21 protein-coding genes are annotated in these 23606 nt (G+C 68.5%); 14 read left to right on the top strand and 7 right to left on the bottom strand.

The features are described from left to right. Window positions 1-105 precede the first annotated feature (105 nt). From RHA1_RS24385 to RHA1_RS24410, 6 genes are read left to right on the top strand one after another with little or no spacing between them, the layout of a single operon-like run. Window positions 106-1122, top strand: coding sequence for a BMP family protein (locus RHA1_RS24385; protein WP_011597259.1), 1017 nt, complete (start codon window positions 106-108; stop codon window positions 1120-1122). 1 nt (window position 1123) lies between these two features. Further along, window positions 1124-2671 carry an ABC transporter ATP-binding protein gene (locus RHA1_RS24390; protein WP_011597260.1) on the top strand — a complete coding sequence of 516 codons (1548 nt, stop codon included), beginning with the start codon at window positions 1124-1126 and terminating at the stop codon, window positions 2669-2671. Next, window positions 2668-3786: an ABC transporter permease gene (locus tag RHA1_RS24395; protein WP_011597261.1), complete on the top strand. Its 1119-nt coding sequence runs from the start codon at window positions 2668-2670 to the stop codon at window positions 3784-3786. The genes RHA1_RS24390 and RHA1_RS24395 overlap by 4 nt, the downstream gene beginning before the upstream one ends. Beyond that, window positions 3783-4706, top strand: coding sequence for an ABC transporter permease (locus RHA1_RS24400; RefSeq protein ID WP_011597262.1), 924 nt, complete (start codon window positions 3783-3785; stop codon window positions 4704-4706). Before RHA1_RS24395 ends, RHA1_RS24400 begins: the two co-directional genes overlap by 4 nt. A 25-nt stretch (window positions 4707-4731) precedes the next feature. After that, window positions 4732-5712, top strand: a complete 981-nt coding sequence (locus RHA1_RS24405) for an ornithine cyclodeaminase family protein (RefSeq protein WP_009478035.1) — start codon at window positions 4732-4734, stop codon at window positions 5710-5712. Beyond that, entirely contained in the window at window positions 5709-6194 is a 486-nt protein-coding gene (locus tag RHA1_RS24410) for a nucleoside deaminase (RefSeq protein WP_005255312.1), read from the top strand. The genes RHA1_RS24405 and RHA1_RS24410 overlap by 4 nt, the downstream gene beginning before the upstream one ends. Window positions 6195-6258: 64 nt before the next feature. Here RHA1_RS24410 and serC read toward each other — a convergent pair whose 3' ends face one another. Continuing rightward, entirely contained in the window at window positions 6259-7380 is a 1122-nt protein-coding gene (serC, locus tag RHA1_RS24415) for a phosphoserine transaminase (RefSeq protein WP_009478036.1), read from the bottom strand. A 41-nt stretch (window positions 7381-7421) separates the two neighbouring features. After that, window positions 7422-8552 (bottom strand): citrate synthase 2, encoded by a 1131-nt coding sequence (locus tag RHA1_RS24420; RefSeq protein ID WP_011597263.1) that lies wholly within the window; start codon window positions 8550-8552, stop codon window positions 7422-7424. 270 nt (window positions 8553-8822) lie between these two features. Between RHA1_RS24420 and pdxH the strand changes: the two genes are divergently transcribed. From pdxH to RHA1_RS24445, 5 genes are all read left to right on the top strand, one after another. Next, window positions 8823-9494 (top strand): pyridoxamine 5'-phosphate oxidase, encoded by a 672-nt coding sequence (pdxH, locus tag RHA1_RS24425; protein WP_081437464.1) that lies wholly within the window; start codon window positions 8823-8825, stop codon window positions 9492-9494. A gap of 42 nt (window positions 9495-9536) precedes the next feature. After that, window positions 9537-10823: an MFS transporter gene (locus tag RHA1_RS24430; RefSeq protein ID WP_009478039.1), complete on the top strand. Its 1287-nt coding sequence runs from the start codon at window positions 9537-9539 to the stop codon at window positions 10821-10823. Window positions 10824-10875: 52 nt separating this feature from the next. After that, on the top strand, window positions 10876-11838 hold the full coding sequence (locus tag RHA1_RS24435; protein ID WP_009478040.1) for an aldose 1-epimerase family protein: 963 nt from the start codon (window positions 10876-10878) through the stop codon (window positions 11836-11838). 428 nt (window positions 11839-12266) lie between these two features. Beyond that, window positions 12267-13562, top strand: a complete 1296-nt coding sequence (locus tag RHA1_RS24440) for a citrate synthase (protein WP_005263314.1) — start codon at window positions 12267-12269, stop codon at window positions 13560-13562. Between the two features lie 47 nt (window positions 13563-13609). After that, window positions 13610-13972, top strand: a complete 363-nt coding sequence (locus tag RHA1_RS24445) for an FKBP-type peptidyl-prolyl cis-trans isomerase (RefSeq protein ID WP_005244090.1) — start codon at window positions 13610-13612, stop codon at window positions 13970-13972. 30 nt (window positions 13973-14002) lie between these two features. On the opposite strand, the gene RHA1_RS24450 is transcribed toward RHA1_RS24445, so the two are convergent. Both RHA1_RS24450 and RHA1_RS24455 read right to left on the bottom strand, forming a co-directional pair. Next, window positions 14003-15367 carry a sensor histidine kinase gene (locus RHA1_RS24450; protein WP_011597266.1) on the bottom strand — a complete coding sequence of 455 codons (1365 nt, stop codon included), beginning with the start codon at window positions 15365-15367 and terminating at the stop codon, window positions 14003-14005. Next, window positions 15364-16080, bottom strand: a complete 717-nt coding sequence (locus tag RHA1_RS24455) for a response regulator transcription factor (RefSeq protein WP_011597267.1) — start codon at window positions 16078-16080, stop codon at window positions 15364-15366. The genes RHA1_RS24450 and RHA1_RS24455 overlap by 4 nt, the downstream gene beginning before the upstream one ends. An 82-nt stretch (window positions 16081-16162) precedes the next feature. Here RHA1_RS24455 and RHA1_RS24460 point away from each other — a divergent pair, with 82 nt between their 5' ends. Beyond that, on the top strand, window positions 16163-17080 hold the full coding sequence (locus RHA1_RS24460; RefSeq protein ID WP_009478044.1) for a mechanosensitive ion channel family protein: 918 nt from the start codon (window positions 16163-16165) through the stop codon (window positions 17078-17080). A gap of 29 nt (window positions 17081-17109) precedes the next feature. After that, on the top strand, window positions 17110-18450 hold the full coding sequence (locus tag RHA1_RS24465; protein WP_011597269.1) for a cryptochrome/photolyase family protein: 1341 nt from the start codon (window positions 17110-17112) through the stop codon (window positions 18448-18450). A 21-nt stretch (window positions 18451-18471) separates the two neighbouring features. On the opposite strand, the gene RHA1_RS24470 is transcribed toward RHA1_RS24465, so the two are convergent. Beyond that, window positions 18472-19695 carry an MFS transporter gene (locus tag RHA1_RS24470; RefSeq protein ID WP_011597270.1) on the bottom strand — a complete coding sequence of 408 codons (1224 nt, stop codon included), beginning with the start codon at window positions 19693-19695 and terminating at the stop codon, window positions 18472-18474. A gap of 96 nt (window positions 19696-19791) precedes the next feature. On the opposite strand from RHA1_RS24470, the gene RHA1_RS24475 reads away from it, so the two are divergent. Further along, a complete protein-coding gene (locus RHA1_RS24475) occupies window positions 19792-20367 on the top strand; it encodes a TetR/AcrR family transcriptional regulator (protein WP_011597271.1) in 576 nt (191 codons plus the stop codon). Window positions 20368-20371: 4 nt separating this feature from the next. Here RHA1_RS24475 and RHA1_RS24480 read toward each other — a convergent pair whose 3' ends face one another. Together RHA1_RS24480 and RHA1_RS24485 are read right to left on the bottom strand one after the other, a co-directional pair. Then, window positions 20372-22306 (bottom strand): propionyl-CoA synthetase, encoded by a 1935-nt coding sequence (locus RHA1_RS24480; protein ID WP_009478048.1) that lies wholly within the window; start codon window positions 22304-22306, stop codon window positions 20372-20374. 142 nt (window positions 22307-22448) lie between these two features. Continuing rightward, window positions 22449-23486 carry an alpha/beta hydrolase gene (locus RHA1_RS24485; RefSeq protein ID WP_009478049.1) on the bottom strand — a complete coding sequence of 346 codons (1038 nt, stop codon included), beginning with the start codon at window positions 23484-23486 and terminating at the stop codon, window positions 22449-22451. Window positions 23487-23606 lie beyond the last annotated feature (120 nt).

Genomic DNA, 23606 nt, shown 5'->3' on the forward strand with positions numbered 1-23606 from the left:
GCGGGTCCTTACGTCTGTGTAACACGGCGGAAATGACGCGCCCCCAAGATTCAAATAACGGTATACCGCTAACTGTGGCGGTTCCTGAGTCAAGGAGTCCAGCGCGTGAACACGACCCTCTCCGCCCGAGCCCGAACCCTCGTCCCCGCGCTGTGCGCGGCCGCGACTCTCGCAGCTACCCTGACGGCCTGCGGGTCGTCGGACGCAGGCACCGCCTCCGGTGACACCCTCCGCGTCGGGGTGTTCTTCCCCGGCTCCGTCTCCGACACGGGCTTCATGGAATCGGGGTATCTCGGCTACCAGCGTCTCGAGGAAACCCTCGGTGACCGGGTGGAGCTGAGTTACGTCGAGCAGGTCGCCGCCGCCGACTACCAGCAGGCCCTGGTGCGCTTCGCGACGGCGAACGACCTCGTCGTCTCGCTCGGCGGTCAGACGGACGCCGACGTCCGCAAGGTCGCACCCCAGTTCCCCGACGTGAAATTCGTCGAGATCGGCGGACCCGCCGACGCGTCCCCGCTGCCGAATCTCGCCTACTACGACCCGCAGCAGGCGGAGGCCGAGTTCCTCAGCGGAGCGGTCGCGGCGACGGCGTCCAAGACCCCGTCCGTATCGTTCGTCGGCGGCGTCGAACTGCCCGCCATCGTGAACGCCGCGAAGGCCTTCGGCAACGGCGCCGAGTTCGCGCGGCCCGGCACCCAGGTGCTCACCCCGCAGTACCTGGGCGATTTCAACGACCCGGCCAAGGCGAAGCAGGCCGCGCTCGCCAACTACGGCGCCGGCGCGGGCGCGGTGGGGCAGATCGTGAACCTCGGCAAGTCCGGGCTGGAACAGGCCGCCGCGCAGTCGGGCGCGCTGATGGTGGGCGGCCCGATTCCCGGCGACTGCTCGAACCCCGCCTACGTCGGCTACGTGCACACCGACATCGGCAAGGAAGTGGAATACGCCGTCCAGTCCACCCTGGACGGAACGTGGAAGGCCGAGAACGTGGCGTTCGGCCTGACGTCACCGAACGGCGGCACCGACTTCGTGCTCTGCAGCGCCGACCCCGCCGTCGCCGACGCACTCGGCAAGGCGAAGACCGCCCTGGCCACCGGTGCCGTCGAGCCCTACCGAGCGGGCTGACATGAGCACACCAGCACTGCAGCTCAACGGAATCGGGAAGAGCTTCGGCGACGTCCGGGCCCTCCGCGGTGTCGACCTGTCGGTGCAACCCGGCACGGTGCACTGCATCCTCGGGGAAAACGGGGCCGGGAAGTCGACGCTCTGCAACGTGGTGTACGGCGGTCTGTGGCCGGACACCGGAACGATGACCCTGGCCGGTCGCCGATACGCGCCCGGTTCGCCCGCGGCCGCGATGGCGGACGGCGTGGCGATGGTGCACCAGCACTTCAGTCTCATCGGCACGATGACCGTCGCCGAGAACCTGCTGCTCACCGGACGGGGACTGCGACTGCGCCGCGCGGAACTACGGACCCGCCTCGATCGACTCGCCGACGACTATCACCTGAGGATCGATCCGGACGCGCTGGTCTCCGCCATGCCGATCGGTGCGCGGCAGAAGGTCGAGATCGTGAAGGCCCTGCTCGCCGACCCCGCGCTGATCCTGCTGGACGAGCCGACCGGGGTACTCGATCCCGGCGAGATCGATGCCCTGATCGAGACGTGCCAGGCGGTCGCGGCGGCGGGCAAGGCGGTCGTCCTCGTCACCCACAAACTCGGTGAGGTGGCCCGGGTCGCGGACGCCGCGACCGTGCTGCGCGGAGGTGAGGTCGCAGGTGGGGGCCGCATGTCGGAGCTGACGATCCCCCAGCTGACGATGGCGATGGTCGGAAGACCGGTGTCCGAACTCGGTCCGGCGCTCGCCGCGGGCGTCGGTACGGAGAGCGACAGCGGCGCGATGCCCGAGCGGCGGGCGACCGGCCCCGTCGTCCTCGGGCTCCGCGGCGTCCGCGCCACCCGGGTGGACGGCAGTGTCGCCCTGTCCGGCGTGGGGCTCGAGGTGCGGGCCGGCGAGATCGTCGGAATCGCGGGCGTCGAGGGGAACGGGCAGAGCGAACTGGTCGCCGTGCTCTCCGGTGCCACCCGACCCGAGTCGGGCACGGTCACGCTCGGCGACGCCGACATCACGTCGGCATCCCCGGCCGAACGCACCCGCCTCGGTCTCGGGGTGGTGCCGGAGGACCGCCACCGGGAGGCGATGGTGGCGGAACTGTCCCTGTCGGAGAACCTCTTCCTCGGCCGCCTGCACCGCTTCCGCCGGATGGGCCTGCTCGACCGAAGTCGGATGGATGCCGCGGCCCGCGACCTGATCGAGCAGTTCTCGGTACGGACACCCGGACCGGGAACCTCCATGGGTGCGCTGTCGGGAGGCAATCAGCAGAAGGTCGTCCTGGCCCGCGAACTGTCCACGGAGAAGCTGCAGTGTCTGGTCGCGGCGCAGCCCACCCGCGGACTCGACATCGGGGCGGTCGAGTACGTCCTGAACCAACTCCGCGGCTGCGCCTCCTCGGGAAACGCAGTCCTGGTCGTGTCCAGCGAGATCTCCGAACTGCTCGCGCTGTGCGACCGCATCTTCGTCAGCTACCGCGGGGCCCTGCTGGGGCCCGTCGACACGGCGGCGGCCTCTGCGGGGCAGCAGATCGGTGAACTGATGACGGGAACGGCGGCATGACTCGACTTCGAACCTGGGCACATCACCCACTTCCGGTGGCGATCGCCGCGATCGCCCTCGCGGGACTCGTCGGAGTGCTCCTCGCCGCGGCCGCGGGTGCCACCGTGACCGAGACCGCCGAAGCGCTGTCCGAGGGGATGTTCGGCAGCAGCTACGCGATCGGAGTCTCGCTCAACACTGCTGCGGTGCTGGCTCTCGTCGCGGCCGGATTCACCGTCGCGCACCGGGCCGGACTGGTGAACGTCGGCGGTGAGGGCCAGCTGTGCGTCGGGGGCATCGCCGCGACCGCGGTCGGCACCACGCTGGGGGCGGGCACTCCCGCGCCGATCGCCGTCACCGCGGTTCTCCTCGCCGCGGCCGGTGCCGGGTGGGCATGGGCTGCGATCGCCGCGTACCTGAGGGTCCGCCGGGGCACGAGCGAGATCATCACGACGCTGCTGCTGAACTTCGTCGGCCTCGCGCTGGTGCTGCTGATGGTGCACGAGCCCAGCCTCCTTCGTCAGCCCGTCACGTCCTCGGAGACACTGCCGCAGTCCGCGCCGCTGATCGAGTCCGCGCACCTGCCGTTGCTGGGGATCGAGCGTTCGCCGGGAACGATCGCGCTGTGGATCGCCGTGGTCGCGGTGCTGATCGTGGGCGTGGTCCTGCGCCGGACGGCGGTCGGCGTGCGACTGCGCTCGGTCGGCCTGAACCCGGACGCGTCGGCGCGGCTGGGACTGCAGGTCGGGCGGCTGCGCTTCCTCAGCCTGTCTTCGGCAGGCGCGTTCTCCGGGCTCGCGGGCGGGATCCTCGTCGCGACGGCACCGTTCGTGCTCGTTGAAGGATTCTCCTCCGGCTATGGGTTCTCCGGGCTGGTCGTCGGACTCCTGGCGCGCGGTTCCATGCTCGCCGTCGGCGCCGTGTCGCTGCTCCTCGGATTCCTCGTGTCCGGCGGAATCAATTTGCAACTCGCAGCCGGTGTTCCGGCATCGACCGTCTCGATCGTGGAATCGCTCATGATCATCCTGATCGCGGGAGCGGTGCTGTGGACCGCGACGGGCCGGAGATCGAGATCCGCGGCCGCGCCGACGGCGAAGACCCACGACGTCCCCGACCTGGCAGGAGCGAAGAAATGATCGACACGGTGTCGGACATCGCCGTCAGCGGCGTGGGATTCGCACTCCCGATCCTGGTGGCCGCGAGCGGGGAACTGGTGAGCGAGCGGGCAGGCGTGCTGAACCTCAGCCTCGAGGGCATGATGCTGACCGGGGCGTTCGCCAGCGTGCTCGGCGCCGTCACCACCGGATCCGCGGTGGGCGGTCTCGCGGCCGGACTGGCGGCCGGGTTGCTGTTCGGGCTGCTGCAGGCATTGCTGAGCGTCACGTTGCGGGCCGACCAGATCGTGGTGGGCATCGCGAGCAACGCCCTCGCGCTCGGTGTCACCACCTACGGCGCCCGGCTGCTGCTCGCGGACGGCAAGGGGCAGAACGCCCCGGGATTCGCGGCACTCGAGATCCCGCTGTTGCACCGGATCCCGATCCTCGGACCGGCTCTCTTCTCCCAGACGGCACTCGGCTACCTCTGCATCGCCGTGGTCGGGCTGCTGGCCGTCATCCTGTCGCGCCGGACGCGGACCGGTCTCGTCGTCGACGCGGTCGGGGAGGACGCCAAGTCGGCCGACTGGAGTGGACTGCCGGTGCGGAAGGTCCGCTACCTGTGCGTGCTCGTCGCGGGACTGGTGGCGGGCTTGGCCGGGGCGCAGCTCGCGCTGTCCGAGGTGCGGTCGTTCAGCGACAACATGACCGCCGGAATCGGATACCTGGCCGTCGTGGCCGTGATCGCGGGCAGGTGGCGCGCACTCGGCGTGATCTGCGCGTCCGTGTTCTTCGGGATCGCGCAGGCGCTCCAGTTCGCGTTGCCCGCCCTCGGTGTCAGCGTGCCGTTCGCCCTGCTCGTCATGTTGCCCTACGTGATCGCGATCGTCGCGGTCAGTGGATTCCTCCGCAACAGCCGCTCACCCGCAAACCTGACCGTCGCGTTCGCGCGCACGTCCTGATCGATCTCTCTGCGAGGAAACTCTTGTGACACTGATCCTTTCCCACTCCGACGTGGCCGGCCTCATCGACCGCGCCGAGGTGTTCGCCGCGGTGGAACGGGCGCACGCCGACCTGGCCGCGGGCAGGGCGTTTGCACCCGCCCCACCCGCTATGACCCTGCAGTCCGCGGCGTTCATCCCGATGGTCGCGGCGGCGACCTCGGCCGGCGCGGCCGCGGTGAAGATGCTCGTCGATCTTCCCGGCAACGCCGCCCGCGGTCTGCCCGTGCAACGTTCGGCCGTGCTCGTGACGTCCGCGGACACCGGCGAGTGCGAGGCGCTCCTCGACGGCCGCCTGATCACCGCCGTGCGCACCGCCGCCGCCAGCGCCGTGGCCACGCAACACCTCGCGCGCCGAGGCAGCCGGGTGCTGGGATTGGTGGGCGCCGGGACCCTCGCCGTCGAACACGCCCGGGCGATCACCCGGGTGTCGGACGTCGAGACGGTGCTGGTGTGGTCGCGCTCGGACGCAACGGTCGAGGAATTCCGCAGCCGGACAGAGGATCTCGGAATCTCGGTCAAGCCGATGGACTCGCCCGAGGCGGTCACCCGGTCTTCCGACGTTCTCTGCACACTCACACCGTCGAGGGACCCGATCGTGCGGGGAGCCTGGTTCGGCGAAGGCTTGCACGTCAACGCCGTGGGCGCGCCGCCGCGCGCGGACCACCGGGAGGTCGACGGCGAGGGCATGCGGCGTGCCCGCGTGGTCGTCGACTCGGTGGCCACCACGATGACCAAATCGGGGGAGACGCTGCTGGCGCTCGCCGAGGGCGCGATCATCGAGGACGACGTCGCCGTGGAGTTGGGCGACGTCATCGCGGGCCGCACCGTCGCCCGCACATCCGATCGGGACATCACGCTGTACAACTCCGTCGGGATCGGCCTCCAGGACCTCGCCGCGGCGCGCATACTGATCGACAGAGCCCGGGAACGGGGCGTCGGAACAGAAGTGGATCTGAGTCGATGAGCCAAAGCGATGTCGACGACGTGGACCTAGCGCACCTGCGGCGAGCCATCGAACTCGCCGACGAGACGGGCGACGCGGGCAACAGACCGTTCGGTGCGGTGGCGGTCGGGGCCGACGGTCACGTGATCAGCGAGGGCGCCAACTCCGTCGCGACGTCCGCCGACGTCACCGAGCATGCGGAACTCGACGCGATCACCACCGCCTGCGGTGAGGGACGAACCGGCGACCTCGTCGGCGCCACCATGTACGCCAGCGGCGAGCCGTGCCCGATGTGCAGTGCGGCGATGGTGTGGGCCGGCATCACGCGGGTGGTCTACGCGGCGTCGTCCGCGGACTTCTCCCGGATACTCCCGGACGGTCCACGGTTCACTCTGGGCTGCTCCGACGTACTCGAATCCGCGAGCGTCGAGATCGAGGTCAGCGGACCGCATCTCGGCGACGAGGCGCTCGCACCGTTCCACCGCTTCCTCGACACGGACTGACCCTCGAACGCCGTCAGCCCCCGGCACGGAGGTGCCGGGGGCTGACGGACGTGTGTGCCGGGACTCAGCCGAGCTGCGAGACGACCCAGTCGATGCTCTTGGTGAGCTGCGAGACGTCCTCGGGATCGATCGCCGGGAACATGCCGACACGCAGCTGGTTGCGGCCCAGCTTGCGGTACGGCTCGGTGTCGACGACGCCGTTGGCGCGCAGGATCTTCGCCACCTGGGCCGCGTCGATCTTGTCGTCGAAGTCGATGGTGCCGACCACCTGCGAGCGGTGAGCGGGATCGGTGACGAACGGGGTGGCGTATTCGCTGGCCTCGGCCCACTGGTACAGGCGCGAGGACGAATCGGCGGTACGCGAGGTGGCCCAGTCGAGGCCGCCCTTGCCGTTCAGCCAGTCGATCTGGTTGGCGAGCAGCAGCAGCGTCGCGAGCGCCGGGGTGTTGTACGTCTGGTCCTTGGAGCTGTTGTCCACGGCGATGGGCAGCGACAGGAAGTCGGGGGTCCAGCGACCCGAGTCCTTGATCTCCGCGACGCGCTCGAGCGCCTTCGGGCTCATCAGTGCGATCCACAGGCCACCGTCGGCGGCGAAGCACTTCTGCGGGGCGAAGTAGTACACGTCGGCGTCGGCGACGTTCACCGGCAGGCCGCCGGCGCCGGACGTGGCGTCGATGGCGATGAGCGCATTCTCCGAGCCCGCGGGACGCGAGACGGGGATCGCGACACCGGTGGACGTCTCGTTGTGCGCCCAGCCGATGAGGTCGACGGACGGATCGGAGACCGGCTCGGGCGCACTGCCCGGGTCGGCGGAGACGACGATCGGGTCGCCGATGAACGGGTTGTTCTTCGCGACCGACGCGAACTTGGAGCTGAACTCACCGTTCGTGAGGTGCAGCGACTTCTCCCGGATCAGGCCGAACGCGGCCGCATCCCAGAACGCGGTGGTGCCGCCGTTGCCGAGCACCACCTCGTAGCCCTCGGGCAGGGAGAACAGATCGGCGAGGCCGGACCGCACGCTGGCGACGACGTCCTTGACAGGCTTCTGGCGGTGGCTGGTGCCGAACACCGAGGAGCCCACCTCGACCAGCGACTGCAGCTGTTCGGGCCGAACCTTGGACGGTCCGCAGCCGAAGCGTCCGTCGGCGGGCAGGAGGTCTGCGGGGATGATCGGTGTGGAGGTCATCGCTACTTTCTGTTCCTTACTGGTTCTGGCGGGGGAGACGGTCAGCTGGTGTGGGCGATCTGGTCCCAGCCCTCGACGGACTCGGGGGTGCGGGGCGCGGGTCCGGTGTAGATGGCGGCGGGGCGGACGAGCTTGCCGAGACGTTTCTGCTCGAGGATGTGGGCGCACCAGCCGGCGGTGCGGCCGCAGGTGAACATCGCGGGCATCATGTGCGCGGGGACCTCGGCGAAGTCGAGGATGACCGCGGCCCAGAATTCGACGTTGGTTTCGATGGCCCGGTCGGGGCGGCGCTCGCGCAGTTCGGCGAGGGCGGCCTGTTCGAGGGCGGCGGCCGCCTCGTAGCGGGGGGCGTTCAGCCGTTTCGCGGTGGCGCGGAGCACCCGGGCGCGGGGGTCTTCGGCGCGGTAGACGCGGTGCCCGAAGCCCATCAGCTTTTCCTTGCGGTCGAGGATGCCCTTGACCAGGGCGCGGGCGTCGCCGGTCTTTTCGGTGTCCTCGATCATCGGTAGGACGCGGGCGGGGGCGCCGCCGTGCAGTGGGCCGGACATCGCGCCGATCGCCCCGGACAGGGACGCGGCGACGTCGGCGCCGGTGGAAGCGATGACGCGGGCGGTGAAGGTGGAGGCGTTCATGCCGTGTTCGGCGGCGGAGACCCAGTAGGCGTCGATGGCGGCGACGTGGGCGGGGTCGGGGTCGCCCTTCCAGCGGACCATGAACCGTTCGGTGACCGTTTTCGCTTCGTCGATCCGTTTCTGCGGGACGGCGGGCTGGTAGATGCCGCGGGCGGATTGGGCGACGTAGGACAGGGCCATGACGGAGGCGCGGGCGAGTTGTTCGCGGGCGGTGTCGTCGTCGATGTCGAGGAGGGGCTGGTATCCCCAGATGGGGGCGAGCATGGCGAGGCCGGCCTGGACGTCGACGCGGACGTCACCGGTGTGCACGGGCAGGGGGAACGGTTCGGCCGGGGGCAGTCCGGGGCCGAAGCGGCCGTCGACGAGCAGGGCCCACACGTTGCCGAACGTGACGTGCTTGGAGACCAGTTCTTCGATGTCGACGCCGCGGTAGCGCAGGGCGCCGCCGTCCTTGTCGGGTTCGGCGATGTCGCTGGTGAACGCGACCACGCCTTCCAGTCCGCTGACGAAATCGTCCGGTATTGCCGCGCTAGCTGACATAGCTCGTGGACTCTCCTCGTTCGAGTGCCCCCGGTCAGAGCGGCACTGTCTCGGCGTTCGACAATTGCGCTGGGCGTGCATGCGGGATGGGCAGGCACCTTCGTCCGCGCAATCGACTTCCCTTCCCCGGGCATCGCACGATCGCGGCTGCAATCCGAGGGGACGGGTTCGGTCCCCAAAACTTTAGCCGGTGTCACCGGAGAGTTGATCAGTGCATACCCGGGAGTAGCGTTCTCGGCTGTGTCTCCAGATGCAGAACAGCCGAAAACGGTGAACAAGGACCTCGCGGCCATGCGCGTCGGGTACGCACACCAGGGCGCTGACGGTCGGTACGTCGACTCCGATCTGGACGCCGACCAGCTGATCGGCGGCTGGCTTCCCCTGATGCGCCTGTGGCTCGAGGACGCCGTCGAGGCCGGGGTTCCCGAACCCAACGCGATGACGCTCGGAACCGTCGACGAGCACGGACATCCGTGCACCCGCACCGTCCTCTGCAAGGGATTGAGTACCGACGGTGTGCTGTTCTTCACCAACTACGACTCGGACAAGGGCCGCCAGCTGGAGGCGGTGCCCTACGCGTCGGTGACGTTCACCTGGGTGCCCGTCGCCCGGCAGATCACCGTCCGCGGTCCCGTCGAGCGCGTGAGTGCCGAGGTCACGGACGAGTACTGGCACAGCAGGCCCCGCGGATCCCGGCTGGGGGCATGGGCCTCCGAGCAGTCGAAGCCGATCGGTTCGCGGGCCGAATTGGACGCCGCGCTGCTGCACGCGGCGGAGCGCTTTCCCGTCGACGTCGACATCCCGGTCCGGCCGGACTGGGGCGGAATCCTGATTCGCCCCGCGGTCGTGGAGTTCTGGCAGGGCCGCGCGAACCGGATGCACAACCGCATCCGGACGTCGCTGGTCGACGGCTCGTGGACGGTGGAGCGACTGCAGCCGTGACTGCCGGGGAATAGTGAGCATGGGAAACGAGCTAAGGGAAAAATGAGCGACACCGTCACCGAGAAGAAGAAGCGGCGGCTGCTCGCCGACACGGCGCCGCTGCAGAACCGGGACTACCGCCGACTGTGGGCGGCCGGGATCGTGACGGTGATCGGCGGGCAGCTCAGTGTCGTCGCGGTGCCGCAGCAGGTGTACGAGATCACCCGAAGCTCGGCGTACGTGGGTCTGACCGGTGTCTTCGCGCTGGTACCGCTGATCGTGTTCGGGTTGTGGGGCGGCGCGCTGGCCGACGTCATGGACCGGCGGAAACTGCTGACGATCACCACCGTCGGGCTCGGTGTGACGTCCGTGCTGTTCTGGGTGCAGGCGGCGCTGGGCCTGGACAACGTGTGGCTGGTGCTCGGACTGCTGGGGTTGCAACAGGCGTTCTTCGCGGTCAACCAGCCCACCCGAAGCGCTATCATCCCGCGGCTCATCCCGGCGGAACAGCTGGCCGCCGCCAACTCGCTCAACATGACGGTCATGCAGTTCGGCGCCATTGCCGGACCGCTGCTCGCCGGCGTGATGATTCCGACGGTCGGGCTGTCGACGCTGTATCTCGTCGATTCGATCGCCCTACTGGCCACACTGTGGGCGGTGCTCCGGCTGCCTGCCATCCCGCCGACGGGGGAGTCGCGCCGGGCCGGGCTGCGTGAGGTGTTCGACGGGTTCGCCTACCTCGCGACGCAGAAGGTGCTGCTCGCGTCGTTCGTCGTCGACATCATCGCCATGGTGTTCGGCATGCCGCGGGCGTTGTTCCCGCAGATCGCGCACGACACGTTCGGCGACCCGGCATCGGGCGGTGTGGCGCTGGGCCTGCTGTTCGCGGCGATGTCCTTCGGCGCGGTGGCCGGTGGGGTGTTCTCCGGCTGGCTGCCGAGGGTCCGGCGCCAGGGCCTCGCCGTGATCGTGTGCATCGTGCTGTGGGGTCTGGCGATGGTCGGTTTCGGCGTGGTGGTGGGGATCGCGTCACCCGGCGACAGTCCGGTCCTGTTGTGGATCGCTCTCGCGTTCCTCGCATTCGGTGGTGCCGTCGACATGGTCTCCGCCGCGTTCCGCAGCACCATGCTCCAGCAGGTCGCCACGGACGAGATGCGCGGACGACTCCAGGGCGTCTTCATCGTCGTCGTGGCCGGGGGCCCGCGGATCGGTGACGTCGTGCACGGCGTGGCAGCGGCTGCGGTCGGGACGAGCGTGGCGGCCGCGGGCGGCGGCGTCCTCGTCGTCGTCGGTGTGGTGATCGCCGCGCTCGCGTTCCCGGCACTGGTGCGGTACAAGGTCACCCGCTAGGTTCCTGTGCGCCATCACATATCTCGCGCCCATCTCGGGCACACTGAAGTGCATGGGTGAACCGCAGTCTTCGAAGACGGACAGGCCTGCCACGGCCGGATTCGAGATCCGGGGAGGCGGCTACCGGGCCGGTATCGCGGCCACCGGCGCCGGACTCCGGCTACTCGAATGGGACGGTCCGGACGGGCCGACGGCGCTCACCGAGACGTGGGACATCGGAACCCGGCCACCGTTGTCGGCCGGTCTGATCCTCGCGCCGTGGCCGAACCGGATCCGCGACGGCCAGTTCGTCTTCGACGGCATCGACCATCAGCTCGAGATCACGGAACCGACATTCGGCAATGCCAGTCACGGATTCGTCCGCCGCCGGGACTGGCGTGTCATGAATCACGCCGACGACCGCATCGAGTTGTCTATCGACGTCGGCCTCCACAAGGGGTGGCCGTACCCGCTGCGGCTCACCGTTGCCTACGTCGTTGGCGACGACGGCCTCACCGTGACGCACACAGCCACCAACACGGGAGCCATCCCGGCACCGTTCGGGATGGGCTTCCACTCCTACGTCCGCGCCGGCGACTTCCCGCTCGACGAGTGCACGCTGCGACTGTCCGCCGGCACCCGGCTGCCGCTCGACGAGCGCATGCTGCCGAGTGGGGGTTCGCAGCCCGTGGCAGGCACCGAGTACGACTTCACCAGCCCGCGCACGTTGGCGGGCGTCGCGCTCGACACCCCGTTCAGTGCACTGGACGTCGACGCGGACGGCAGGTCGCGGCACGAATTGCGTGCGCCGGACGGCACCGGAACGATCCTGTGGGCGGCTCGTGAGTTCGGCTGGCTGCAGGCGTTCGTCGCGGATCCCGACGCCGGGAAGTCGTACCCGGGCCGCGGGCGGGCGCTGGCGCTCGAACCGATGACGTGCCCGCCGGACGCGTTCAACTCCGGGATCGATCAGTTGGTGCTCGCTCCGGGGCAGCAGTGGACGGGTGCGTGGGGCATGTCCGCGTTGGGGTCGTAGCGGTTCAACTTTCGAGCATCGAGTGCCCACTTGGTGAGACGGTGTAACACCGGTCGCGGTCCGGCCGATACGTCGGGCGGGGGTTCTTCTGTCGCGGCTGCGGCGCTTTGTGTCACCCTCTGTTCTTCCCTCACCGCTTCGGGCACCGCGGTGTGCGTTCTCCACCGTCTTCGGCATCTGTGCAGGTAACGCGGCCAGTCCAGTCTCAGGTAACTGGCCCTCACCGATTCCGCTCCCGCGCCGTGCGGGCAAATCGGACACTCGCCGATCCCGTTCGGCGACCCTTCCCGGTGGTCGCCGCGCATCCCGCGGCGGACCCGGATCGCGGGCTCTGAGCGGACCCGCCTTCGGCACGCAGGCCAGAGTGGGACTAGTTTCTACCTGAATGAAGTTGTTACTCATTGGTTTGAGCTTGAGAGGGATGCTTCGTGCCTGACAATGACACAAAGCCCACGCTTACCTACCCTGGTGGTGAGCACACGATGTCCATTGCCAGGGCAACCGAGGGCAATGACGGTATCGAACTGGGCAAGCTGCTCGCCAGCACCGGGTACACCACCCTGGACCCGGGTTTCGTCAATACCGCCTCCACCAGCTCCGCGATCACCTACATCGACGGTGAGCACGGGATTCTCCGCTACCGCGGGTACCCGATCGAACAGCTGGCCGAGAAGTCGACCTTCATCGAGGTCAGCTATCTGCTGATCTACGGTGAGCTGCCCACCACGGCGCAGCTCGAGTCGTTCACCGACCGGATCCGGCGCCACACGCTGCTGCACGAGGACCTCAAGAGGTTCTTCGACGGATTCCCGCGGAACGCACACCCGATGCCGGTCCTGTCCAGCGCCGTCAACGCGCTGTCCGCGTACTACCAGGATTCCCTGGACCCGGCCGACCCGGAACAGGTCGAGCTGTCGACCATCCGTCTTCTCGCGAAGCTGCCGACCATCGCGGCCTACGCGTACAAGAAGTCCGTCGGGCAGCCGTTCCTGTACCCGGACAACTCCCTGAACCTGGTCGAGAACTTCCTCCGGATGACGTTCGGCTTCCCCGCGGAGCCCTACGAGATCGATCCCGAGATCGCCAAGGCTCTCGACATGCTTCTGATCCTGCACGCCGACCACGAGCAGAACTGCTCGACGTCGACGGTGCGGCTGGTCGGCTCGTCCGACGCCAACCTGTTCACCTCAATCTCCGGTGGCATCAACGCACTCTGGGGCCCGCTGCACGGCGGCGCCAACCAGGCCGTGCTGGAGATGCTCGACGAGATCAAGGCCAGCGGCAGCAACGCGGACGACTTCGTCCGCAAGGTCAAGAACAAGGAAGACGGTGTGAAGCTCATGGGCTTCGGACACCGTGTCTACCGCAACTACGACCCGCGCGCGGCGATCGTCAAGAAGACGGCTCACACCATCCTCGAGAAGCTCGGCGGCGACGACGAGCTGCTCGACATCGCGATGGCGCTCGAAGAGGCGGCGCTCACCGACGACTACTTCGTCGAGCGCAAGCTGTACCCGAACGTCGACTTCTACACGGGTCTGATCTACCGCGCGATGGGTTTCCCCACGCGCATGTTCACCGTTCTGTTCGCCATGGGCCGCTTGCCCGGGTGGATTGCACACTGGCGCGAGATGCACGAAGATCCCGCTACGAAGATCGGCCGTCCGCGCCAGATCTACACCGGTTACACCGAGCGTGACTACAAGGACGTCACAGGTCGCTGATCGCGAATACCTGTGCCGAACCATAGAGCCCTCACCGAGGAGGACATATGACCAAGCCCGAGATCGAATTCCAAGACGGACCTGCCCCGACCGACCTGGTCATCAAGGACGTGGTGGTCGGAGACGGCGCCGAGGCCGTTCCCGGGGGCACCGTCGAGGTGCACTACGTCGGCGTCGAGTTCGAGTCCGGGGAGGAGTTCGACTCCTCCTGGAGCCGCGGCGAGTCCATCCAGTTCCCGCTGCGCGGCCTCATCAAGGGCTGGCAGGACGGCATCCCCGGCATGAAGGTGGGCGGACGTCGTCAGCTCACGATCCCGCCGGAGCTGGCCTACGGTCCCGCCGGCGCCGGACATCAGCTGTCCGGCAAGACGCTGGTCTTCATGATCGACCTGCTGGACGTGAAGGAATAGTCTCCCCAGCACCGAAAGCCCCGCATCACCTCACGGTGACGCGGGGCTTTCCGCTTTCCGTGCTTCCGCTTTCGGGGGCTGGTGTGGGGTGTCGGTGTGGAGTTCGACGACGAGCCGGGCGCCACCGAGCGGGCTGACTTCGAAACGTGCGCTGCCGTTGTGCAGTGCCGCCTGCTGCGCGACGAGCGCGAGGCCGAGACCCGACCCGCTCTTCGTCGCGTTGGAACCGCGGTGGAACCGTTCGAACACCACGGCCCGTTCGGTCTCGGGCACCCCCGATCCGTTGTCGTCGACGACGACGGTGGTGATGCCGTCGGCCGCTCTCAGCGTGATCGTCACCGCGGTGGCGCCGCCGTGCCGGACCGCGTTCTTGATGGCGTTGTCCAGGGTGAGGCGCAGCCCACCGGGCATGCCGCGAACCGTCACCGGGGTCGCGTCGACGGTCACCTGCAGTCCCGGATTGTGACGCATCGCCTCCTCGGCGGCGAGGTCGCTGATGTCGACGAGGTCGCAGTCCACGAAGTCCTTGTCGGTGGACAGTTCGCCGCGGGCGAGGCGTTCGAGATCGGACAGCGTCGATTCCACCCGGCCTTGTGAGCGGGCGAGGTCGCGGAGGATCTCGTGCTGCTGTTCCGGCGTCAGGTCGAGAGTGGTGAGGACCTCGAGGTCGGTGCGCATCGCGGTGAGCGGGGTCCGGAGTTCGTGTGCCGAGACGGCCGCGAAGTCGCGTGCGGTGGCGAGCGCGGCGGTGGTCGCGTCCTGCGCCTCCGCGACGTCGCGCAGCATCGACTCCGCGGCGGAGGCCAGTTCGTCCGCCTCCCGTACACCGGAGGTCGTGGGCGTCAGCTTCGGTTCGCGGCGCACGATGCGGCCGGTCAAGTCGACCAGCGGTCGCACGGCCCGACCGCCGAACAACCAGCCGAGACCGCTGGCCGCGGCGATGGCGAGCACTCCGACGAGCGCCACCTGTCGTTGCTGCTCCGACGTCACGTCCTGGGCTTCGGCGTACGGCACGGCCAGGGAGATCCGGGTGCCGAGGAGCGGCACGGTCGCGGTGTACGCCCGGTACTTCGTGTCACCCACCTCGACGGTCTGCTGGCCCGGGTCGAGTTCGGGCAGCTGGGTGGGGGTGCTCACGAGCACGGTGTCGCCGTCGGCCGAACGGATCGTGATGGCGAACGCACCCTTGTCGCCCAGTGCCCCGAGGAACAGTCCCGCGGTGGCCGCGTTGGGAACCAGGACGTCCGACGCCGTCTCCAGCCGCCGGTCGAGTTGCGACAGGTTGTTCCGGTTGATCGCCAGCGACACCAGGATGCCGAGCGCCACGACGATGATCGTCGCCCCCAGCGCGGTCGCGGCGGCCACACGGGTCCGGAGGGAGAACGACCGTTTCACGACGGTTCCCGGAGCACGAACCCGACTCCGCGGACCGTGTACAGGATGCGCGGTTGACCACCGACTTCGAACTTGCGACGCAGGTAGCCGACGAACACGTCCACCACGTTGGTGTCGGCGACGAAGTCGTACCCCCACACCAGTTCGAGGAGCCGTTCACGGCTCAGGACGATGCCGACGTTGCGGGCGAGCACCTCGAGGAGTTCGAATTCCCGTTTGGTCAGCGTGACCTCCTCGCCCGCCATGAAGACCCTGCGTGCGGACGTCCGGATCTCCAGGGCGCCGACGCGGATCGGTGGGGTCGCGGGCGAGCCGGCCGGCGCGGCGGCCGTCGTTCCGTGCCGCCGCAGCATCGCCCGGATCCGAGCGATCAGTTCGGCGAGGACGAACGGCTTGACCAGGTAGTCGTCGGCGCCCGATTCGAGGCCGGAGATGCGGTCGTCGACGGTGTCGCGGGCGCTGAGCACGCAGATCGGGATGTCGTTGTTCATCGCGCGCAGGGCGGTCACCACACCGGTGCCGTCGATGACCGGCATGTTCATGTCGAGCACCATCGCGTCCGGACGTCGCTCGCTGACCACCCGGAGCGCGTCGGCGCCGTCGACGGCCGTGAGGACGGTGAATCCGGACAGGCGCAGGCCGCGTTCGAGGGACGTCCGCACGTCCTCGTCGTCGTCGACCACGAGGACACTGGCTGAGTCGGTGACGGTCACTCCTGCATTGTGCCGTGAGCGCGACCACTGAGCGTGCGGATGGCAGTTGTGGGAGCGTGTCTCGTCCGTACACTCGTTGGAGATGTTTTCTTCGCTGCAGGCATTCGAACTGACCGAAACCAACCGTGACTGGCTGATTCACCGCCCGGCCGAGATCGCGACCTACGTCGTCCTGGCGCTCGTGCTGCGTTTCGCGTTGCACCGGATGATCGACCGGATGACGCGGCCCCGGGAGCCTTCCGACAAACCGGCCATGCTCCGTCCCCTGCGGGAACGCGCCCCGCGCGGCGTCAAGGAGGCAATGGTCAACGAGCGCCGCGCGCAACGCGCCCGGACGATCGGGTCCGTCCTCAAATCGACCGTGTCGATCGTGGTGCTCATCTGGGTGGTGCTCCAGGTCCTCGCCGTCCTCGGCGTCAACGTGGCGCCGTTCATCGCGTCCGCCGGAGTGATCGGTGTCGCACTCGGATTCGGTGCGCAGAACCTCGTCCGGGACTTCCTGTCGGGCATCTTCATGCTGCTCGAGGACCAGTACGGGGTCGGGGACGTCGTGGACCTCGGCGAGGCCGTGGGCACGGTCGAGACGGTGGGTCTGCGGGTCACCACGATCCGCGACGTCAACGGCACCCTCTGGTACTGCCGCAACGGTGAGATCGTCCGCGTCGGCAACATGAGCCAGGGTTACGCGGTCGCGGTGGTCGATCTGCCGATCGCGCACGCCGCCAACGTGCAGCGGGCGTGCGAGGTGGCACTGGAGGCCGTCACCGAGGCGGCGAAGGGCGACGCGATCGCGGCCGACGTACTCGAGCCCCCGGAACTGCTGGGCGTCAACTCGGTGACCGCGGAATCGGTCACACTGCGGATCACCGCGCGGACCAAGCCCGGCAGGCAGTGGGCGGTGCAGCGGACGTTTGCCCGCGCGGCGCTGTCGGCGTTCGAGCACTACGACATCGACGCGCCGTACCTGTCGGTGCTGTCGTCGGCTCGCTCCACCAACTGATCGGCCCGCGCTTCGTTACCGTGGCAGGTATGGACACCGCACTCGTCTGGTTCCGGCGCGACCTCCGGCTCGGTGATCTGCCGACGCTTCACACGGTGTCCGAGTCGGGGGCGCGGGCGCTCGGGCTGTTCGTCCTCGACGACCGGCTGCTGACAACATCGGGCGGTGCTCGCCGGGACTTCCTGTTCCGCAGTCTCGCCGCATTGGACGACCAACTCGACGGCCGGTTGCTGGTGGTGAAGGGCGATCCCGTCGACGTGGTTCCGAGGGTCGCGAAGAAGGTATCGGCCGAAGAAGTGCACGTGAGCGCGGACTACGGGCCCTACGGTCGCGAGCGTGATGCCGCCGTCGCGGAGCATGTCGATCTGGTGGCCACCGGTTCGCCGTATGCCGTGGCGCCGGGCCGGGTGACGAAGACGGACGGGGAGCCGTACCGCGTGTTCACCCCGTACTTCCGGCAGTGGCTCGAACACGGGTGGCGCGCGCCGATCGACACCGGGTCTGCGACGGTGGAGTGGCTGGACCCGAACGACGTGAAGGCGCGGCGGGTGGCGATCCCCGAACCGGAATCCGACGGGTGCCCCGCGGGTGAGGCGGCGGCGCTGCAGCGGTGGGCGGAGTTCTGCGACGACGACCTCGCCGGCTACGAGGATGCGCGGGATCGTCCCGGTCTCGACGCGACGAGCCGGATGTCCGTCTACCTGAAGTACGGCAACATTCATCCGCGGACGATGCTCCGCGATCTCGCGCGCCGCCGCAGCACGAGCGCCGAACAGTACCGGCGGCAGCTCGCGTGGCGGGACTTCTACGCCGACATCCTCTTCCAGCGCCCCGACAGCGCCCGCGGGAACTATGACCGTCGCTTCGACCACATCCGCTACGACAGCGGTTCCGACGCCGAGGAGGCGTACACGGCGTGGTGCGAGGGCCGCACGGGGTTCCCGATCGTCGACGCCGGGATGCGTCAGCTGAAAGCCGAAGCCTGGATGCACAATCGGGTGCGGATGATCGTCGCGTCGTTCTTCGTCAAGGATCTGCACCTGCCGTGGTGGCGGGGTGCCCGCTACTTCATGAACCAGCTCGTCGACGGGGATCTCGCGAACAATCAGCACGGCTGGCAGTGGACCGCGGGATCGGGGACGGACGCGTCGCCGTACTTCCGGGTGTTCAACCCGACGACGCAGGGGGAGAAGTTCGACCCCGACGGCGAGTACGTGCGGCGGTGGGTGCCCGAACTGCGCGGCATCCCCGGCAAGGCCGTCCACGCTCTGAAAGACGGTCGCCCCGAGGACTATCCGCCACCGATCGTCGACCACGCCCACGAACGGCAGGAGGCCCTCGCCCGCTACGGCGAGATCAAGGCCCTGTGAGTACTTGTTAACCGCGGGCGGTTAATAAGTACTCACGGGCGCTTTGCGCATGAGAAGCCCGAGGAAGGCTGCCGCGGCGAGGACGATGACGAGTCCGCCGTAGATGCGGGTGGTGTCGACGAGCCCGACCTTCCCGACGAGGTATCCGGCGATCAGTGCCGGAACGCTGTTGGCGAGGTAGGCGATCACGTAGATGCTCGACAGCAGTCCCGCGCGCTCGTGCGGTTCGGCGAGCGGCATGACGGTGCGGATGGTGCCCTGGAAGCCGGCGCCGAACCCGACGCCCGCCACCGCGGTTCCCGCGAGAATCCACAGCGCCGAGGACGTTTCGGCGCCGACCAGGGTGATGGTGACCCCGGCGACGAGGGCGGACGCTCCGACGTACAGGATGGGGCGTGCCGCCACGTTGCGCAGCAGGAACACCGCGGATGCACCGGTCCCGGTGAGTGTCGCGACCATGACGGCGCCGATCAGCGACGTGTGGACGTCGAGCGCGTTGCGGGCGAGCGACGGTCCGAGTGACAGGTAGAAGCCGCCCAGCGCCCACACGGCGACCAGGCAGGGTCCGGTGAGAACGAGCATGCCCTGTGCGGTGGGCGGGACCGCGAGTGTCGGACGCATCGAGGCCAGAGCCCCCTTCTGCCGGACCGCCGTCTCGGGTGCCGCCCAGATGCCGAGGATTTCGAGGAGGAACAGCGCGAAGAACACCAGGAACACGGTGCTGGTGGGCCGGGGAAGGTGCTCGCTGATCAGGCTCGATCCGATGGCGCCCAGTGCGAGGCCGACGGTGGGCGCGATGCTGTTGACGGTGGCGCCGCGTCCGGGCGTGCGTTCGAGGTCGAGGAGTGTGGAACCGAGTGCGCTGATCGCGGCGCCGGTGGCGAAACCCTGCACGACGCGGGCGAACAGCAGGAGGCCGATGCCTTCGGCTGTCGCGAACATGATCATCGAGGCGGCTTCGACCACGAGTGCCGTGATCAGCACGGGCCGGCGGCCGACGTAGTCCGAGAGCGACCCGACGGTGAGCAGCGCCAGCAGCAGGCTCACGGCGTAGATGCCGAAGACCAGCGTCGACTGCAGCGACGAGAAACCCCAGTTCGACTGGTACACCTCGTACAGCGGTGTGGGTGCGGCAGACGCGCCGAGCAGGGTGGCGATCACGACCGCGACGAGCGTGAAGGCGGCTCCGCGGCGCAGTGCGGGTCGAGACGTCGGTGGTGCTTCGGGCGCGGCAAGCGTCGTCATGGCGTACTCCCGGAAACATTAATGCAAAAGGTTTGCGTTAATGGACGCTACGCCGCCACCATTCTTAATGCAACGTCTTTGCGTTAGCATGGGGGCATGAGTCCGGCTCCAGGTCCACGCCCCGGTGGTCGCAGCGCCCGCATCCAGCAGGCGGTGCACGCGTCCACGCGCAAACTTCTCGACGAGCGCGACCGAGCGGACATCACCGTCCCGATGATCGCCGCCGACGCCGGGGTCACCCCGTCGACCATCTACCGGCGCTGGGGGGACATCACCGAATTGTTCGCGGACGTCGCGCTCGAGCGTCTGCATCCCGACGCGCCCCCGCGTGAAACCGGCAGTGTGCGAGGCGACCTCGTCGCCTGGGCGCAGGACTACCTCGAGGAGATGTCCTCGCCGGTGGGGCGGGCGGCACTGCGCGACGTCGTGATGAGCGCCGACACCCTCAGGTCCGAGGACGGCACCAATCAGTTCAAGTGCGCGACGTTCTGCCGCACCCAGATCGAGACGATCCTCGGACGCGGCGAACCCGTGCAGGGTGTGGTCGAGCACGTGATCGACCACGTCGTGGCGCCGATCATCTACCGCATCCTATTCGACCTCGACCCCCTCGAAGCGGACCGCGTCGAGGAACTGGTGGTTCACGCACTCGACGCGGCCGTCCGGGTCTGAGAGGTCAGCCGCCCAGCTGCTTCTTCAGCGCGTCGAGTACGGCGACGTCCTCGATGGTGGAGGGCACCGTGTACTCCTCGTGGTCGGCGATCTGCCGCATCGTCTTGCGCAGGATCTTGCCCGAGCGGGTCTTGGGCAGTGCCTGCACGACCGTCACGTCGCGGAACGTGGCGACGGCGCCGATCTGCTCGCGCACCATCGCGACCAGTTCGTTGCGGAGCGTGTCCGGGTCGATCTCGACCCCGGCCTTGAGCACCACGTAACCGCTGGGCCGCTGGCCCTTGAGTTCGTCGCGGATCCCGACCACCGCGCACTCGGCCACCGCGGGGTGCCCCGCGACCACCGCCTCCATGCTGCCCGTCGAAAGCCGATGTCCGGCAACGTTGATGACGTCGTCGCTGCGGCCGAGGACGAACACGTACCCGTCCTCGTCGATGTAACCGGAGTCGCCGGTCAGGTAGTAGCCGTCGAACGTGGCGAGATACGACCTCACGTACCGCTCCGGGTCACGCCACAACCCGGCCAGGGTGCCCGGGGGCAGCGGCAGTCCGATCACGATGTTGCCCTCGGCCCCGGCGGGAACCGTGTTCCCTTCGGCGTCGACCACCTGGACCCGGTACCCGGGCACCGGGACGGTGGGGGAGCCGGCCTTCAGCGGCATCGGTTCGAGCCCGCGCAGGTTGGAGCAGATCGCCCAGCCGGTCTCGGTCTGCCACCAGTGGTCGACGACGGGACGGCCGAGGACGCGGGTGGCCCACGCGTACGTGTCGGGGTCGAGGCGCTCGCCTGCCGCGAACAGCGTCTTCAGTGAGGAGATGTCGTACTTCTCGATCTCCTTCGCGTCGGGATCGGCCTTGCGGACGGCGCGGATCGCGGTCGGGGCGGTGAACAGCGCCGACACACCGTGATCGGAGATCACCCGCCAGAACGCGCCCGCATCCGGGGTCCCGACCGGCTTGCCCTCGTAGAGCACGGACGTGGCACCGGCCAGGAGCGGCCCGTAGACGATGTACGAGTGCCCGACCACCCAGCCCACGTCGGACGCGGTCCACCACACGTCGCCCGCGCCGATGTCGTAGATGTTGCGCATCGACCACGTGAGCGCAACGGCATGCCCACCGTTGTCGCGGATCACGCCCTTCGGCTTCCCGGTGGTGCCGGACGTGTAGAGGATGTACAGCGGGTCCGTCGCGGCCACCGGAACCGGCTCCGCGGGTGACGCATCCGCCATCAGCGCGTCCCAGTCGAACCACGCCGCCCCGTCACCCTGGTAGTCGGCGGCCGAACCGGGGACCTGCTCCCGGTCCTTGACGATCACCGTGTGCGGAGGGGTGCCGGACAACTCCAGCGCCTTCGCCACCATCGGCAGGTAGTCGACGGTGCGCCCCGGCTCGAGGCCGCCCGACGCAGTCACCAGGACCACCGGTCCGGCGTCGTCGATGCGGGTGGCGAGTTCCTTCGCGGCGAAACCACCGAACACCACCGAGTGCACGGCGCCGATGCGGGCGCAGGCCAGCATCGCGATCGCCGCTTCGGGGATCATCGGCATGTAGACGATCACCCGGTCACCGGCCACCACGCCCTGGTCCTTCAGGACGCCGGCGAACCGGGACACCTCGTCCAGAAGTTCTGCGTAGGTGTAGGTGCGGGACGCAGCGGGGGCCATCGCCGAGTCGTAGATCAACGCAGCCCGATCCCCGTTGCCGTCCCGGACGTGCCGGTCGAGGGCGTTGAAGCAGGTGTTCAGCGACGCGTCCGGAAACCACCGGTACATCGGGGCGGCGGAATCGTCGAGCGCCCGCGTCGGCGGCTTCACCCATTCCACGGCCTCGGCGGCGGCGAGCCAGAAGTCCTCGGGACTGTCGGTGCTCCGGCGGTACACCTCGGCGTAGCTCTGGCCATGGTCGTCGCTCGAAGGCGGAGTTCCCGGGGAGCTCATCGATGCACGTCCTCTCGTCGTCGTGTGACCCGCAACACCCTATGCGACGTCGGGTGTCCGGGACACCGTCCGGACAGCCGGGGCGGACGCCTGCGCTGGGCGGTGGTTTTTCGTCGCCCAGCGGAATCGCGTCGTGAATCGGTCAGAGGCCGAGGGAACCGGCGATCATCGGCCAGGAGTTGTGCAGGTCGTCCTGCCAGTAGCCCCACGAGTGGGTGCCGGTGGGCCGGAAGTCGTACGTGGCCGGGATTCCCAGAGCGTTCAGCCTGTCGGCCAGCCGATGGGTGCACTCGTTGGTTCCGGCCTCGATGATGCCGCCGATGATCACCTGATTGGCCAGCACGCCGACGTCTCCGTTGATGTCCGGGCCGTTGAGGTTCTCGTGGATGCCGGGCAGCCCGGTGGCGTTGCTGATGTACAGGTCGATGCCGCGCAGCTTCTCGGCATTGACGACGGGGTCGTTGGCCACCCAAGCGGGGTCGTCGGGCGGTCCCCACATGTTCTCGACGTCGCCGCCTCGGAAGCTGACGACGAAGGTGACGTAGTCCCGGCCCGGTTTGGTGCTCGTCTCGGCGCACCCGCTGAACGCGCCGACTGCGCGATACAGCGACGGGGCCGCCTCGGCCAGGCTCAGGACGGATGTGCCCGACATCGACAGACCCGCGATGGCATTTTCACCGTTCGTTCCGAGTGTGGCGTCGACGATCGGCGGAAGTTCCTCGGTGAGGAAGGTGGTCCACTTGTTCACGCCGAGGACGGGATCGGGCTTCTCCCAGTCGGTGTAGTAGCTGTACGCCCCGCCGACGGGAGTGACGACGTTGACGTTCTTGTCGGCGAAGAAGTCGACCACGTCGGTCCTCGCCTGCCAGGTTGCCGAATCCTCGCCGCCACCGGCACCGTTGAGCAGGTACAGAGTCGGCCGGGGCACGCTCGTGTCGGCGGGGCGGATCACCTCGAGGAGAATCACTTTCTCCATCGCTGCCGAGTAGACGAACATGTTCAGTTGGCGGTCGTCGATCTCCTCGATGTGGTCGAGGACGGATCCGTCTGCCGACGCCGGCTTGTCGGCGGGAAGGGCCCGCCACTCGTCCGCCGACGCCGCTGCCACCTGACCGAACATGGCCGACGACGCAACGACGGCGACCGCCAGGAGTGCCCGACAGTGTCCGATCGCGCTCATAGCCGCTCCTCGTGCTTTGACTGCGGTGCCCGACAACCGTCCGGTGAATACTCAGAACATTGCCCCTTCACGGTAACCGGCAAACATTCCCCGGGGCGGCTGAACGGACACCGGACTTCG

This window comes from Rhodococcus jostii RHA1 (genome assembly GCF_000014565.1).
In the GTDB taxonomy this organism is placed as follows: Bacteria; Actinomycetota; Actinomycetes; order Mycobacteriales; family Mycobacteriaceae; genus Rhodococcus_F; species Rhodococcus_F jostii_A.